Raw genomic sequence first — 15,676 nt, forward strand, 5'->3', positions numbered from 1 at the left:
CGTGTCTTTTCGGCTCCATCCGATTCACGCCGCAAGATATGGCTGCGGGGACACAGGTGCCCCGGATGATTTGGGGGCAAATGTGCGCGCTGCGGCGAACAGCGGTTGGATGATCCGGCTGGCCCGTCTGCGGCGCCAGCGTCGGGTGCAGACCGCGATGACGCTGGGGCTGGTGGTGCTGGGGCCGGTGCTGGTCATCGCGACGCTGCTGGTTTTGGGGCCGCTGAACGATGGCGCCAGTTCCTCGTCACTTCGGGTCATCCTGCTTGCCGATTTTGTCTATGCGCTGGTGGTCGCCTCGCTGGTCATGGCGCGCGTGATGCGGATGATCGCAGACCGGCGGCGCCAATCGGCGGGGTCGGCCCTTCACCTGCGCCTGACCGGGGTTTTCGCGCTGGTGGCGCTGACGCCGACGGTTCTGGTGGCGGTCTTTGCCGTTCTGACGGTGAATGTGGGGCTGGAGGGCTGGTTTTCCGACCGGGTGCAACGGGTGGTCGGCACTTCTCTGGCTGCCGCCGAGGCCTATGAACGGGAACACCGCGAGGCGCTGTTGCAGGATGCGCAGGCGCTGGCGGCCTTTATCAACGTCACCAAGCAATCGACCTTCTTTCTGGAGGATGATCAGCTTCGCCCGGTGCTGACCGATGCGCAGGAACGGGTGCAGCGCGGGCTGCGTGAGGCGTTTCTGGTCGATGGCGGCGGCGAATTGCGCACGCGGGGCGACAAATCCTATCTTTTCGATTTCGAAAAGCCGACGCCGGACCAGATCGCCCGTGCCCAGAAGGGCGAGATCGTCATCATTCAGGATTGGGACAACAATGAGTTCCGCGCGCTGGTGCATCTGGATGCCTTCGCGGACCGCTACCTTTACATCTCGCGCGAGGTGGATGGAAACCTGCTGAGCCTGCTGGACGAAACCAAGGAAACCGTCCGCTTCTACCAGCAGGTCGAAAAGGCGCGCGGGCGTATCCTGTTTGAATTCGGGCTGCTGTATCTGGGGTTCGCGCTGATCCTCATTCTGGCCTCGATCTGGCTGGGTCTCTGGTTCGCGGAACGGCTCAGCCGCCCGGTGGGGCGCCTGGCCTCGGCTGCCGCGCGGGTGGGCGAGGGCGACCTGAACGTGCAGGTGATCGAGGAAGAAGGCGACGACGAAATCGCCACCCTGGGCCGCGTGTTCAACACCATGACGCGCGAATTGAAGGGCCAGCGCGACGCGCTGATGGAAAGCCACCGGCAATCCGAACGGCGGCGTCGGCTGTTCGACAGCGTGCTGTCGTCAGTCACCGCCGGGGTGATCGGTCTGGATGCCGAGGGTGATGTGGATTTCGTCAACCGTGCTGCGGAACGGCTGCTGGATTTCCGCGAAGGTCAGGCCGACATGGCGCTGGCGGTGGCGGTGCCGGAATTCGCGGCACTGTTTGATCGCCTGCGTCAGGGGGGGGGCGCCGCGGTGCAAGAAGAAATCCGCCTGACGCGCAACGGCCGGATGGAAAGCCTGCTGGTGCGCATGGCCGTGCGGCGCAGCGACAGCGGCCGGCTCGAGGGCTTTGTGGTCGCCTTCGACGATGTGACCGAACTGGTCAGTGCGCAACGTATGGCCGCATGGGGCGATGTAGCGCGCCGCATCGCGCATGAAATCAAGAACCCGCTGACGCCCATCCAGCTTTCGGCGGAACGCATCAAGCGCAAGTTCCGCCCGTTGGTGGGTGATCAGGCGGCGGATCTGGATCAATATGCCGAGGTGATCGTGCGCCAGACCAATGACCTGCGCCGTATCGTGGACGAGTTTTCCAAATTTGCCCGCATGCCGGAACCCGATCGCCGCGAGACCGATTTGGTGAAGCTGGTGCGCGATGCGGTGGTCTTGCAGGACATGGGGCTGCCCGACGTGAAGCTGACCGCCGATCTGCCTGACGCGCCGCTTCTGATGGAGCTGGATGCCACCATGATCGGGCAGGCGCTGACCAACCTGATCAAGAACGCGGGCGAGGCGGTCGAGGGGCTGGTGGAAAAGGGCGCACCCGAGGGCTATCGCCCGGAAATCCGCGTGGCGCTGGTGGTGGATGCGCAGGAGGCGCATATCACCATTGCCGATAACGGCATCGGCCTGCCGCCCGACCGCGCGCGGCTGTTTGAACCCTATGTGACAACCCGCGACAAGGGCACCGGCCTTGGCCTGCCCATCGTCAAGAAGATCATCGAGGAACATGGCGGGGCGCTGGTGCTGACCGACGCCCCGCTGTTCGACGGAAATTCCCACGTCGGTGCCATGGCCGAAATCCGCCTGCCAAGGGCGGCAAGACAGGCACGCGGGCGGGGCAGAACAACGGCCACGGAAGGCCAGGAGGACGCATGAGCAGCATTCTCATTGTCGATGACGAGCGCGACATCCGCGAGTTGATCGGGGACATCCTGCGCGACGAGGGGTTTCAGGTCAGGCTGGCGGCCAATGCCGACGACTGCATGGCCGAGATCAACGCCGAGCAGCCGGCGCTGATGATCCTCGACATCTGGCTGAAGGACAGCCGGATGGACGGGATCGACATCCTGAAAACCGTCAAGCGCGACAACCCGGATGTGCCGGTGGTCATCATCTCGGGCCATGGCAATATCGAAATCGCGGTGGCGGCGATCAAGCAGGGCGCCTATGACTTCATCGAAAAGCCCTTCAACATTGATCAGTTGATGGTGGTGGTCAGCCGCGCGATGGAAACCTCGCGCCTGCGCCGCGAAAACAGCGAATTGCGGCGCCGCGATGTCACCTCGTCGGAAATGCTGGGCGGGTCTGTGGCCTTCCGGGGGCTGAAAAGCCAGCTCGACAAGGTGACCAAATCGAACGGCCGCGTCATGCTGACCGGCCCGGCCGGATCGGGCAAGGAACTGGCGGCGCGCTATATCCACACCCATTCCAACCGCACGGGCGCGCCCTTCGTCACCGTGACTTCGGCCACCATCGAACCCGAGCGGATGGAGGAGGTGCTGTTCGGCCGCGAGACACCGGAACGCGGCGTTGAACCGGGGCTTTTGGAGCAGGCGCATGGCGGCATCGTCTATTTCGACGAGGTGGCTGACATGCCGCTGGGCACGCAATCGAAAATCCTGCGCGTGCTGGTGGAACAGCAATTCACCCGCGCTGGCGGGCAGGACAAGGTGCGCGTGGACCTGCGCGTGATCAGCTCCACCACCCGCGACCTGCGGGCCGAAATCGCCGCCGGACGCTTCCGGCAAGAGCTGTATGACCGGCTGAACGTAGTGCCGATCGCCGTGCCTTCGCTGGAGGAACGCCGCGATGACATTCCAGAACTCACCCGGCATTTCATCGACATGTTCCACCGCAGTCAGGGCCTGCCGCTGCGCGAACTGACGCAGGATGCCGAGGCGATGCTGCAAACGATGCTCTGGCCCGGCAACGTCCGGCAGTTGCGCAATGTGATCGAGCGCATCCTGATCCTCGGCGACGGCTCCGGCCCCATCGAGGCGCGTGAACTGCCGGGTCAGGAAAGCGGCGGCAGCGATGACGGGCGGCTGGTGATCAGCGGTCAACTGGCGACCCTGCCGTTGCGCGAGGCGCGCGAGCTGTTCGAGAAGGAATACCTGCTGACCCAGATCAACCGTTTCGGCGGCAATATCAGCCGGACGGCGAATTTCGTCGGCATGGAGCGGTCAGCCCTGCATCGCAAGCTGAAATCGCTGGGCGTGGTCACCGGCGCCAAGGCGCGTGGCGCGGGCGAGATGGACGAGGATGACGAGGGCGAGGATTGAGATGCAGGCATATGCCATCGGGTTCGTCCTCCTGACCTCGGGTGCCGCGCTGGCCGAGCCGGCCTTTCCATTCGATCCTGACCGACTTTTCGCCGATCATGCTGCTCTGGTGGAACATCTGCCCGATGGCCGCGAGCGTCTGCAAATGCCAGGCGGAGTTGAGGTGACGCGGCGGGATGGCGATATCCAAGCCATTGATGGGTCAGGGAAAGGTGCAGTCGGCTGCGTGTTGTTGTTATTGTCCGAGTTGGAAGCGGCATTGCGCCTGTGTGATCCCCATCCGGGGCCCGAATTGTCCGAGATGCAGAAACGCCTGGCACAAGTCATCAGCTTTTCCGCCAAGAACGCCTATCCACCAATATCAGAGAACGACCTGCGAGCCTTGCTTTCTGAACAGCTGGCAGCAAGACCGGCTGGGTTCTGCTCGGCCTTCACCCCAGAGAATGATCTCGATCTGGAGTCGATCAAGGCACATTTCCTGCGTGACCTAATACCCAGTTCATTGGATACTGTGCTGGAAACCCCACGTCTGCCGGTCATAAACCCCTGTTTCTGACCCATTCCCCATCCTTGACCCCATCGGCCACCCATGCCATGCCTTGACCCGATCAAGGCCGGGAGTTTCCGATGAAGGTGATCATCTGCGGGGCGGGACAGGTGGGCTGGCAGATCGCCCGCCATCTTTCAGGCGAACGCAACGATGTGACCGTGGTGGACATGAGTGCCGATCTGGTGCGCCGCGCCACAGAAACGCTGGATGTGCAGGGGATTACCGGCTTTGCCAGCTATCCTGATGTGCTGGACCGCGCAGGCGCCCGCGATGCCGACATGATCATTGCCGCCACCCATTCGGACGAGGTGAACATGGTCACCTGTCAGGTGGCCCATTCGGTGTTTGACGTGCCGCGCAAGATCGCGCGGCTTCGGGCACAGAACTATCTGGATGCGCTTTATTCCGATCTCTATCGCCGCGATCATCTGCCGATTGACGTGGTGATCAGCCCGGAAAAAGAGGTTGCCGAGGCCGCGATGCAGCGGCTGGCGGCGCCGACGACCTTCGACACCGAAAGCTTCTTTGACGGCCGGGCGCAGCTTCTGGGCATCGTGCTGGCCGAGGATTGCCCGGTGCTGAACACGCCGCTGCGGCAGTTGAACGAACTGTTTTCCACCCTGCGTGCCATCGTGGTGGGCGTGCGCCGTCAGGGTCGGCTGTTCACGCCCGAACCGGGCGACCAGTTGTTCGCGGAAGATCAGATCTATGTTTTCACCCATATCGACGATGTGGGCCGCACGCTGGATATTTTCGGGAAGGCCGCGAAGAAACAGGAACGGGTGGTCATCATCGGCGGCGGCAATGTCGGGCTGGCGGTGGCCAAGGCGCTGGAGGCGCGGACCGACCGCATCCGCGCCAAGGTGATCGAGAAAAGCCGCGCCCGCGCCGAATTTGCCGCCGACAACCTTGAACGCACCATCGTTCTGAACGGCGATGGCATGGACATCGACCTGCTGATGGAGGCGGCAATCGACCGCGCCGACGCGGTGCTGGCGGTGACCGATGACGACAAGACCAACATGCTGGTCTCGGTCCGGGCGAAATCGGCCGGCTGTCCGATGGCGATTGCGCTGGTGAACGATCCGACACTGGTTCCGCTGATGGCGGAACTGGACATCGACGCCTATATCAACCCGCGCGCCACCACTGTTTCGTCGATCCTGCGGCATATTCGGCATGGCCGGGTGCGTGCGATCTATTCCATTGGCGACGCCGAGGCCGAGGTGATCGAGGCGCAGGTTCTGGGCACGTCGCCCCTGGCCGGGCGGCTGATCCGCGACATTGAATTCCCCGAGGGCGTGCTGGTCGGCGCGGTGATGAAGGGCGACAAGGTGATGAAGCCGACAGGCGATCTGCGCATCGACGAGGGCGATGCCATCGCCATGTTTGCCATGGCCAAGGACGTGCCCGAGGTGGAGCGGCTGCTGCAAGTCTCCATCGACTTTTTCTGAGGGCGCGGCCAATGCCGATGCGCCGCCTGCTGAACCTGCCGCTGCTGGTGATCCTGATGGGGATTGCGACGGCTGCGATGCTGGTGCCTGCGGGCTATGCCTTTGCCCATCGGGACTACCCGGTGGGCCGTGCCTTCGCCTATGCCACGCTGATCTTTTCGATTCTGACCGGCGTGATCGCGCTGGCCACCGCCAACCGCCAGCCCCGCGATGCGCGTCACAGCCATCTGAAGGCGCTGGTCGGGGCCTATCTGGTCTTGCCCCTCATGCTCGCCGTGCCGCTGAACGAGGCGGTGCGGGATACGTCATTTGTGAACGCCTGGTTTGAAATGCTCTCCAGCTTCACCACCACGGGCGCCACCGTCTATGAAATGCCGGGCCGCCTGTCGGATGCGCTGCATCTGTGGCGCGCACTGGTGGGCTGGCTGGGCGGGTTCTTCATCCTGCTCATGGGGGTTGCGGTGCTGTTGCCGATGAACCTTGGCGGGATGGAGGTTCTGGCCGGGCGGGGCACACCGGGGGCCGGCGCACCGCAGATCACCCGCATCGCCGATCCGTCGCAGCGCGTGACCCGCTTCGCGGTGCAACTGTTTCCAGTCTATGCCGCTTTCACACTCGCACTATGGATCGGGCTTGTGATGCTGGGCGAAAGCGGATTTCGCGGGCTGTGCCTTGCCATGGCCACCATCTCGACCAGCGGTATCCTGCCCGGTGGCACGGCGGCGGTGACGGGGGCAGGCATACCCGGCGAAATCCTCATCGCATTGTTCCTGCTGCCCGCGATCACGCGCCGCGCCTATCCCGCCGGGCCGGGTCTGGCCGAAAGGGCGCGGTCCTTTCCGCATGACCCGGAACTGCGCATGGCTGCGGCCATCGTTATGGCGGTGACAGGCGTTCTGTTTCTGCGCCACTGGGTCGGCGCCATCGAGAATGCCGAAGGGCAGAACCTTGTTTCGTTCCTGCGGGTGCTGTGGGGAACGGCCTTCACCACGCTGTCTTTCCTTACCACCACCGGGCTGCCCTCGTCGCAATGGGCGGCAGCGCAGCTTTGGTCGGGGCTGGAAACCCACGGGCTGATCCTGCTGGGCCTTGCCATGATCGGGGGGGGCGTTGCCACCACGGCGGGCGGGGTAAAGCTGTTGCGCGTCTATGCGCTGTTCCGCCATGGCCAGCGAGAGATGGAGCGGTTGATCCATCCGCATTCCATCGGCGGGCAGGGCCCGGTGGCGCGACGCCTGCGGGGCGAGGGGGCGCGGCTGGCCTGGGTGTTCTTCATGCTGTTCGCGGTATCCATCGCGGTCATCGTCGCGGCACTGACCCTGACCGGGCAAGGCTTTGATCAATCTCTGATCCTTGCGATTTCCGCGCTTTCCACCACCGGACCGATCGCCAGTTTCGCGGGCGAAAGCCCTGTGCTGTTTTCGGCCCTTGGCACACCGGCCAAGCTGGTCCTTGGCTTCGCCATGGTGCTGGGCCGGGTCGAGGCGCTGGCCCTGCTGGCGCTTCTGGCACCCGAGCAGTGGCGGAAGTAATGCCATTGTGGGCGATAACGGCCTGATTTTGGGGCTGGAATCTGACAGATTTGCCAGACATACTGATTCCGCTGCCTGACGGAACGACTGGGAAGGGGCGGCGGACAGAACCGCGCGACAAAAAAAGGCAATAAAAGAATGGCTGCCGATAAACAAAATTTACAGGACGCTTTCCTGAATCATGTCCGGAAGGCGAAGGTTCCGGTCACCATTTTCCTGATCAACGGGGTGAAGCTTCAGGGCGTCATCACTTGGTTTGACAACTTCTGTGTCCTGCTGCGCCGCGATGGACAATCGCAGCTTGTTTACAAACATGCGATTTCGACCATCATGCCCGGTGCGCCGATCAATCTTTACGAGGGTGAAGACTGATTTCTGACCTTCCAGAGGACGATGACAGTTTTTCCCTGCCGCCGCGTGACGGTGGGGCTGAACTGCATGAAACCGCCGCACAGCCCACCAGGGCATGGATCCTGCACCCGGACATCCGGGCCGAGGCCAGTCGCCGCTTGCCGGAATTACGTTTGGCCGAGGCCGAATCGCTTGCGCTCGCTCTGCCGGGGATGGAGGTTCTGGGCGCCGAGGTCGTGCGCCTGCCGCGCGTGCATCCCGGCACGTTGTTCGGTTCCGGCAAGCTGGCCGAGCTGAAGGCGAAGTTCCACGCCGATGAGGTAGAGCTGGTGCTGATCGACGGGCCGGTCTCGCCGATCCAGCAACGCAATCTGGAAAAGGAATGGGGGGTCAAACTGCTGGACCGCACCAGCCTGATCCTTGAAATCTTCGCCGACCGCGCCCGGACACGCGAAGGGGTGTTGCAAGTGGAACTTGCGGCACTGTCGTATCAGCGCACGCGGCTGGTGCGGGCCTGGACCCACCTTGAACGCCAGCGCGGCGGTTTCGGCTTCGTCGGTGGCCCCGGCGAAACGCAGAAAGAGGCGGATCGCCGCGCCATCGACGATCAGGTGATCCGCATTCGCCGCCAGCTGGAAAAGGTGGTGAAAACGCGCGAGTTGCACCGCAGCGCCCGGCGCAAGGTGCCATTCCCGGTGGTGGCGCTGGTGGGTTATACCAACGCGGGCAAATCGACGCTGTTCAACCGGATGACCGGGGCCGAGGTGCTGGCCAAGGACATGCTGTTCGCCACACTGGACCCGACCATGCGCGGCGTCACCTTGCCCTCGGGGCGCAAGGTGATCCTGTCGGATACGGTGGGCTTCATCTCGGACCTGCCGACGCAACTGGTTGCCGCTTTCCGCGCCACGCTGGAGGAGGTGCTGGAGGCCGATCTGATCCTGCATGTCCGCGACATCGCGCATCCCGAAACCGCCGAACAGGCGGCGGATGTGGCCGACATCCTGCAAAGCCTTGGCGTGAAAGCGGAAACCCCGATGATCGAGGTCTGGAACAAGCTCGACCTGCTGGACCCCACCACGCATGAGGCCCTGCTGGCACAAAGCACGGCGCGCGAGGGGGTCTTTGCGGTGTCGGCCCTGACCGGCGAGGGGATTGCGACGCTGCTGGAGGCGGTCAGCCTTGCGTTCGACGAGGAGAAAACGGACCGGAGCCTGACTCTCGGCTTTACCGAAGGACGCAAGCGGGCGTGGCTGCATGCAGAGGGAGTCGTGCAGGACGAACAGCCCGGAGATGATGGCTGGACAATCCGCGTGCGCTGGACCGCGCGACAGGAAAAGCGTTACCGCGATCTGCAGTGAAACGGGCGGCCAGTGGCCGCCCGATCCGTTTCTTACATGAAGCAGTGCCAGTCGCCGTGACCGCCGTGATGATCATTGTCATCGTCATCGTCGTTGTTCTGCGCCTGATCTTCCTCGGGGTCTTTCTGCGTCATGCAGGATTCGTAGAATTTTGCCGGGTCAAGGTTGATGAACTTGCCTGCAAAGCCACTGCCGAGGGGTTTGAACCAGCCAAACGACTTGCTGCTGCCACCACAATCGGCGGTGTCGCCCTTGCCGTGACCGTCGTCGTTGCCTTTGCCCCAACCCCAATCCTTGCCCCAGTCCTTGCCGGTGTCGCAGGCTTTGCCCCAGCCGCCGCTGTGGCCCCAGTCGTTGCCCTTTCCCCAGCCGCCGCTGTGGCCCCAGTCATTACCCTTACCCCAGCCGCCGTCATGACCCCAGCCGCCTTTGCCGCCGCCATGGTCGTCATCACGATCCCGGCTGCCCCAGCCGCCGCAATCCTTGTCGTCATCGTTGTCCTTGCCATGGCCGTCCTTGCCACCGCAATCCTTGCCATCGTCATGGTGATCGCGGTCGCAATCATCATGGTCGTCGTGATCGTGATCGTGATCGTGGTCACGGCCGCCACCGCAGCTTTCTTCGCCGCAATCCGCGATCCCGTCTCCTGCGACCGCATTCATCTCGCCATCCGGGGTCGAGGCATTGGTGCCCCAGAAGCCCAGAACATCGACATTGTCGAGGTTGGTTTCGCCGGCAAGCGTCACATAGCCGGTCTCGCCCGCTTCCAGATAGGTCGGCTTGTCGGTGCCTTCCCATTCGAAACCCGGTGCCGACATCTTCTGTGCGTAGTCGAACTGCACGTCCTGACATTTGATGCCAGCGGCCTCCAGATCGATCGGCTCGTGATTGGGGTTGTTGACCGTAGCGCTGTCGCCAGCGAAGGTGTCATCCCCCCAATACATCGTGTTGAAGTCGGCATGCCCTTCCAGCATCGTGACTTTGGCTTCAACCTCGCCCGACTGGCCGATGTAAAGCTCGGCCGTGAATTTCACGCCGTCGAGATTGTATTCGTAGGTCCTTGTATCCGCCATGACTGTCCCCATCGCACGCACCGGAGACGATCCGGCGGCGTGACACTAGAATGCCCCCGGTCGCTTTGTGGCAAATTCAAGGCATTCACGCCATGTGGCGGGTGGAAAATGACCGTTTCCCAAATCGGGAAAGTTAAAGATTCTGTTTTATATTAATGTGTTAAATTCAGGATGATCCGTTCGTCACACGGATTTTGGCCACGGGACTGCCGCATTTCCGCCGCAGTTCCGGCTGTGTTCTATGGCATGACCGGCCTCAGGTGGCTGTCGCCCACCGAGGCCGCGCGGGCCAGTGCAGGGTCCAGTGACATCGGAATATATTCCCCGCGCCGCCAACGCTCGCCCAGATTGTCATAGTGACGGCTGAGCGGATGGCCCGACTGGCCGGTGGCGATGATGAACACCGAACTGTCGGGGTCGGCGAAATCATAGACCCCGCGATAGCCCGCGCCATGGACGTTCAGCCAGGGATCGGGGCCGGTGCCCTTGGGACTGCCACGCATCAGCGTATTGTCGTCGCCACTGGTGCTTTGGCGGATGTTCACGAAGTAACGCAGGATCGGAACGTTCCCCAGCACCGGATGGTCATGCGCCGCCTGATGCACGTCGCCCCAGCGCCAGCTTTCCAGATTGCGGCCGTATTTCTCGGACAGATCCAGCAGCGCCTGATCCAGCGCGATACGGGCCATGTCGGTGCAGGTTTCCACCTGCGCCGACTGGATCACATCGCACCATGCGCTTGCGCCGTCGATGTTACGGTAGACGCGCTCCAGAAATACCGGCTCGATCTTGGTGAACTCGTCCGCAAGCGGGCCGATTTCATCGCGGATCAGCCGGTCTTGCAGCGCCCGCATCCATGCTTGATAGATCAGCGGTTCAGGCAGATGTTCATTCATCTCGCCATTCCACTTGGCCATCAATTCCAGCGCACGCTGGCGCAGCCGTTCGGGCGTGCCCTCGGGGGCTGCCTCGCCGGTGAACCACAGATCTGCCCCGATCAAGGGCAGGATGGCGCGAGCCGTCGGGCTGACAGTATCAAGCTGCGCCTCGATGAAGCTTTCGCGGGTATGCACCTCGCGCGTCTTCATCAGCGTCAGCCAGCGCTGCACGCGCTGCGTATCGCCCCAGTTATAGGACAGGTGCCGGGGGAAGGGCTGATCCACCGTCTTGTTGTTGGTATTGCCCAGAATGCCGGTCGCGGGTTTCACGAAGCGCGGATTTTCCGCGTAGGGGAAGCTGCCGAGCCAACGGTTTTCGGCCAGCCAGCCGGGCGAGGGCATGCGGCCGCGCGTCTGGTTGCGTGCATCGCGTTGCGGCACTGCGCCGATGATCTGCATGGCGATGCCTTCGCGGTCGGCAAGCATCAGATTCTGCGCGGGCGCGACAAACAGGCGGCCCGCTTCCATTGCCTCGGCGGTGCTTTTGGCACCCATCAGATGAATCGCGGCAGTCATCGAGGTGTCCTGCGCGGTCAGCGCGGTCCAGCTCAGAGACATGACATGGCCGGGCGGGGTGATGGTGGCAAGGTCGTAATGCGAGCCGGGCAGCACCGGGCCATTGTCTGTCCAGCGCAGCGTGATGGTGACCGGGGCCGCATCCTTGACCTGAATGATGGTGCGGCGGGTTTCGAACCTCTTCCAGCCGTCGGGCGTGCGGTATTCTTCGGGGTTGTCGGGGTTCACTTCCTCGATATGCAGGTCCTGATCATCGACATAGGCCGTCGTCACCCCCCAGCCCAGCGCTTCGGACCGGCCCGCCATCACGACCGGCACGCCGGGGATGGTGGCGCCGATGACCCCGCCCGCGCGCAATTCCAGCCGCGCCAGATACCACAGCGTCGGCGCGGTGAAGCCCAGATGCGGGTCATTGGCCAGCAATGTGCCACCGGCAGCCGCCCGCGCCGGCGCCGCTGCCCAAGCGTTCGAGGCACCGGAAAAGCCCCGGCGCGGGAAGGGGGACAGCGGATCCTCGGCATAGCGGCGCGGCGTCCCCTGCGGGAAGGGGCCGGGCACGATCTGCGCATAATCGGGCAGGGCGGCGATGGCCTGTCCCGGATCATCGGGCAGGATGTCCCGCAGGCGGTTTTCGGGCAGGGCAAGCGACAGGCGGGCGCGGATCACCTCATCTTCCAGCTGGCCGGTCAGTTGCAGTGCCATCAGCTTCAGGATGACAAGGCTGTCCGCCGGTTGCCAGGCCGCAATTTCGTTCGAAAAGAAGAAGAATTCGGGTGCCCCGCGTCCGCGCGCGCCCCGGTTCACCTCGGCGATCCAAGCATTCACGCCTGCCGCATAGGCGTCGAGCGCGGCGCGCGTCTGTTCATCCTGCACCGCCACCGCCTCGGTCGCGTAGCGGTAAAGGTCATAGCGCCGCATCAACTCGTCAATCTTCAGCGTGCGGTTGCCAAACACTTCCGACAGCCGGCCCTGTGCGGTGCGGCGCAGCATGGTCATCTGCCAGAGCCGGTCCTGCGCATGGGTGAAGCCCAGCGCAAAATAGACATCGCGGTCATCCGAGCCGAAGATATGCGGCACATTGTCATTGTTGCGCACGATCTCGACCGGGGCATGCAGCCCCTGAAGCGTGAAATCCTCGCTGTAATCGGGCAGGGAGCGCGACAGGAAATAATAGCCCCCGGCCAGCGCCAGACTGGCCAGAACGACCAGCCCCGTGAAAATGCGCAGCATCCAGCGGAAAACCATAAGCATGGGGCGCGTCCTTGACCTTGAACCCGAGATGCGTTCCTAGTCGATCCTGCGTCCGGGGGCAATTGCAGGAGGGTTCACGATGGCGAAGGTGGCATTTCTCGGCCTTGGGGTCATGGGCTATCCGATGGCGGGTCATCTGGTGGCGAAAGGCCATGAGGTGACAGTTTACAACCGGACCGAGGCAAAGGCGAAGACCTGGGTTGCGGAATTTGGCGGCCGCTGGGGCGCCACGCCGCGCGCGGCGGCGCAGGGGGCGGAATTCGTGATGGCCTGTGTCGGCAATGACGACGACTTGCGTGCGGTTTGCCTTGGGGCGGATGGCGCCTTTGCCGGGATGGATCGCGGTGCGATCTTCGTCGATCACACCACGGTTTCGGCACAGGTGACGCGCGAGCTTTCGGCGGCAGCCACAGGGGAAGGCAAGGGATTTGTCGATGCGCCTGTGTCGGGCGGGCAGGCCGGGGCGCAGAACGGCGTGCTGTCGGTGATGTGCGGCGGCGCACAGGCCGAATATGACCGTGCCGAGCCGGTGATTGCCGCCTACGCCCGCATCTGCCGCCGTCTGGGCGACAGTGGCGCCGGGCAGATTGCCAAGATGATGAACCAGATCTGCATTGCGGGGCTGGTGCAGGGGCTGGCCGAGGCGCTGGCCTTCGGGCAGAAGGCCGGGCTGGATGGCGAGGCGGTGGTCGAGGTGATCAGTCAGGGCGCAGCCGGAAGCTGGCAGATGGCGAACCGCCACAAGACCATGCTGGCCGATCAGTTCGATTTCGGCTTCGCGGTGGACTGGATGCGCAAGGACCTGAAAATCTGTCTGGAAACCGCCGACCAGATCGGCGCCTCGCTGCCTGTCACCGCACTGGTGGATCAATTCTACAAGGAAGTGCAGAACATGGGCGGCGGGCGTCATGATACGTCGAGCCTGATCCGCAGGCTGACCCGCTGAACCCCTGCGCGCCGATAAAATTATCGGTGCGACTCGGTCGATTTGCGATAGGCTGATCCTGTTTATTTCAAGCAGGTTCAGCCATGCCATTGATTGCCTATAATTCCAGCGTAAATTCCGCTCAGACCATTGCGCTCGGCCCTTCGTCCATCGTTGTGGTGGGAGCCTTGGGCTATGTCTACAACACCAATGGTGCGGATCTGTTCCGGGCCTCCGACACTGCCCGCTTCACCGTCGCGGGGACAATCGCCGCGAGTGGCACAGCCATTCTGTCAGGTGCTGCGGCAACTCCGGGCACCCTGGCGGTACAGATTACGCAAAGCGGGATCATTGCAGCGAATACCCCGCTGATCAGCTATGGCGGCCAGCTTGATCTGGTCAACCACGGCGTGATTGACGGTGCCAATCGTGCTGTTCAGTTACTGTCTGGTGGCGCAGAGATTGTAAACGCCGGCACCATTTCGGCAGCTGTCAATACGATTGAAAGTGCCGAAGCGCGGGATTGGGGGGTGACGATCACGAACAGCGGCGAAATCACGGTCACGACAGGCAGCTTTGCAGTTTATCTGAACGAGAATGCCGATGCTGACGATCAAGTCATCAATAGCGGGGCCATCCACGGCACTGTGAGACTGGGTGGCGGAAACGATTGGTATGATGGCCGGAGTGGCGGGCGCGTTCTGGGGCAGATCGACGGCGAGGCCGGGGATGACTCTTTCTTCCCGGGTGCCGCCGACGAGGTGTTTCTGGGAGGTGACGGCACGGACTCGCTCGTATTCCGGGGAACATCTGCTGTTGCGATTGCACTTGATTACAGTTTTGAAGCCGATGGTGCCGCCGCGACCGATCTGTGGGCTGAAATCGAGAATGTCATCGGTTCTGGCCGGGCCGATCACATCCGGGGGGATGCAGGAAAAAACTCGCTGGAGGGGTGGGCCGGGGCCGATACGATCGACGGCGCGCGTGGCGCCGATCGGATCACAGGTGGCGCTGGCAAGGACCGGCTGACCGGCGGAGCGGGCAACGACACATTCGTATACAATACGCTCAATGATAATGGCGACCGGATCACTGATTTCGTCTCGGTCAGCCAGAACCAGAACGACAGGTTCCAGTTTTCGCTTTATGCCTTCGGCGCAGGGATGGAGGCGGGTGTGCTGGGTTCAAGCCATTTCAGGGCCCGCACCGACAACAAGGCGCAGGACCGGGATGACCACTTCATCTTTCGCACAAAAGATACAACGCTCTGGTTTGACGCAGATGGAAAGGGCGGGGATGGCCCCGTCCTTGTCGCGGATTTGCAGGCCGGGGCCACGGTGACGGCAAAGGACATCTTTCTCGTCTGAGGCCGATGCGCCGGACCAGAACCCGTTCAGGGAATGATGCGGGTGTATTTGGTGCCCGACAGGGTGGCCCCGGCGATCAGGCCGGCCTGACCGAAGACCAGTGCGATGACCGGGTCGATTTCGGTCGTTTCCTTGCCGATGGAGGCGCCCTGTTCGGGGGTGGCATATTTCAGGTCGGCCCCGGCGGCCCAGCCCGGTGAGCGGCGGAAATCGCTGAGCGCATCCTGTGTCATGAAGAACAGGGCATGGGCATATTGCTGGGCGCCGATCTGAAGCCCGATGGAGGCCTTGGCGGCGGAATAGTAATCCACCGTCACGTCATTGATGCGCAGGGCACCGCGGCCGAAGGCGCCACCGATGCCGAAGCCCGCCTCGGTGACCAGCGGCATGTAAAGCACGCCGTAGGCCTTGGAGGCGAGGTCGCGCGTGCCGGGGTAGCGGCTGAACAGGTAGTTGCGCGTCTCATCCACGCGGGCGTCGATGGTTGCGCTGCCGCGCCCGCCCACGCCATTGCCGCAGGCACCCAACGCGAAAGCCGCGCCCGAGCACAGAAGGAAGCTGCGTCTGTCGATCATGCTCTGCCTCATATCCGTTTG

12 protein-coding genes are annotated in these 15,676 nt (G+C 63.1%); 9 read left to right on the forward strand and 3 right to left on the reverse strand.

All coding sequences use genetic code 11. The features are described 5' to 3' along the window. Positions 1-109: 109 nt before the first annotated feature. The 7 genes from D2N39_RS13935 to hflX all read left to right on the forward strand — a co-directional run bounded on the left by D2N39_RS13935 (position 110) and on the right by hflX (position 9,010). On the forward strand, positions 110-2,356 hold the full coding sequence (locus D2N39_RS13935; protein WP_119135423.1) for a sensor histidine kinase NtrY-like: 2,247 nt from the start codon (positions 110-112) through the stop codon (positions 2,354-2,356). Continuing rightward, positions 2,353-3,762 carry a nitrogen assimilation response regulator NtrX gene (gene ntrX, locus D2N39_RS13940; protein WP_119135377.1) on the forward strand — a complete coding sequence of 470 codons (1,410 nt, stop codon included), beginning with the start codon at positions 2,353-2,355 and terminating at the stop codon, positions 3,760-3,762. Before D2N39_RS13935 ends, ntrX begins: the two co-directional genes overlap by 4 nt. 1 nt (position 3,763) lies before the next feature. Then, entirely contained in the window at positions 3,764-4,318 is a 555-nt protein-coding gene (locus D2N39_RS13945; protein ID WP_119135378.1) for a hypothetical protein, read from the forward strand. Between the two features lie 71 nt (positions 4,319-4,389). Next, the gene (gene trkA, locus D2N39_RS13950; protein ID WP_119135379.1) at positions 4,390-5,766 is read left to right on the forward strand and encodes a Trk system potassium transporter TrkA; all 1,377 of its coding nucleotides are present in this window, start codon (positions 4,390-4,392) and stop codon (positions 5,764-5,766) included. A gap of 17 nt (positions 5,767-5,783) precedes the next feature. Then, positions 5,784-7,298, forward strand: coding sequence for a potassium transporter TrkG (locus D2N39_RS13955; RefSeq protein ID WP_119135424.1), 1,515 nt, complete (start codon positions 5,784-5,786; stop codon positions 7,296-7,298). A gap of 138 nt (positions 7,299-7,436) precedes the next feature. Next, on the forward strand, positions 7,437-7,670 hold the full coding sequence (hfq, locus tag D2N39_RS13960) for an RNA chaperone Hfq (RefSeq protein WP_054303569.1): 234 nt from the start codon (positions 7,437-7,439) through the stop codon (positions 7,668-7,670). Positions 7,671-7,705: 35 nt separating this feature from the next. Further along, the gene (gene hflX, locus D2N39_RS13965; RefSeq protein ID WP_233557169.1) at positions 7,706-9,010 is read left to right on the forward strand and encodes a GTPase HflX; all 1,305 of its coding nucleotides are present in this window, start codon (positions 7,706-7,708) and stop codon (positions 9,008-9,010) included. 32 nt (positions 9,011-9,042) lie between these two features. On the opposite strand, the gene D2N39_RS13970 is transcribed toward hflX, so the two are convergent. Together D2N39_RS13970 and D2N39_RS13975 are read right to left on the reverse strand one after the other, a co-directional pair. Next, entirely contained in the window at positions 9,043-10,083 is a 1,041-nt protein-coding gene (locus tag D2N39_RS13970; RefSeq protein WP_119135381.1) for a hypothetical protein, read from the reverse strand. A 239-nt stretch (positions 10,084-10,322) separates the two neighbouring features. Next, on the reverse strand, positions 10,323-12,788 hold the full coding sequence (locus D2N39_RS13975; RefSeq protein ID WP_119135382.1) for a penicillin acylase family protein: 2,466 nt from the start codon (positions 12,786-12,788) through the stop codon (positions 10,323-10,325). 79 nt (positions 12,789-12,867) lie between these two features. Here D2N39_RS13975 and D2N39_RS13980 point away from each other — a divergent pair, with 79 nt between their 5' ends. Then, the gene (locus D2N39_RS13980) at positions 12,868-13,734 is read left to right on the forward strand and encodes an NAD(P)-dependent oxidoreductase (RefSeq protein ID WP_119135383.1); all 867 of its coding nucleotides are present in this window, start codon (positions 12,868-12,870) and stop codon (positions 13,732-13,734) included. Between the two features lie 83 nt (positions 13,735-13,817). Further along, positions 13,818-15,080 carry a calcium-binding protein gene (locus D2N39_RS22925; RefSeq protein WP_158589836.1) on the forward strand — a complete coding sequence of 421 codons (1,263 nt, stop codon included), beginning with the start codon at positions 13,818-13,820 and terminating at the stop codon, positions 15,078-15,080. Between the two features lie 26 nt (positions 15,081-15,106). Here the strand turns inward: D2N39_RS22925 and D2N39_RS13995 are convergent, their stop codons facing one another. Then, positions 15,107-15,655: a lipid-binding SYLF domain-containing protein gene (locus D2N39_RS13995; RefSeq protein ID WP_199725253.1), complete on the reverse strand. Its 549-nt coding sequence runs from the start codon at positions 15,653-15,655 to the stop codon at positions 15,107-15,109. Between the last annotated feature and the right edge of the window lie 21 nt (positions 15,656-15,676).

This window comes from Gemmobacter lutimaris (assembly GCF_003570715.1).
Taxonomy (GTDB): domain Bacteria; phylum Pseudomonadota; class Alphaproteobacteria; order Rhodobacterales; family Rhodobacteraceae; genus Gemmobacter; species Gemmobacter lutimaris.